We start from the raw sequence: 278 nt of genomic DNA on the forward strand, positions 1-278 counted from the left end.
GGCCGGTCGCCGTGGAGGCGCCGCGGGCGGCCTTGGCGGCCGTGTCCGAAGACGCCGAACTGATGGTTATGGATCCGGGCGCCGCCCTGACGTTCGTTGTCCGGCGGCCGGCAGTGTGGGCGTTGGCCAAACAGCACGAGTGGGTGCCCTCCTACCGCGATCCGGCGCTCTTGGAGTGGGTGGCCGAGGCCACGGGCGGCGAGGAGGCGGTTATGGCCTCGTTCGTGGAGCCCGGGACCGGGATCGCGGTCCGGGCGGCAGATGGAGCCGTCGTGGCC

General features: G+C 73.0%; 1 protein-coding gene. It reads left to right on the top strand.

What is annotated here, in order from left to right:
* A partial coding sequence (locus AC5RUJ_RS19025) for an SseB family protein (protein WP_494156611.1) occupies positions 1-278 on the top strand: 278 nt, incomplete at both ends.

It is taken from the genome of Arthrobacter sp. Y3223164 (assembly GCF_059091005.1).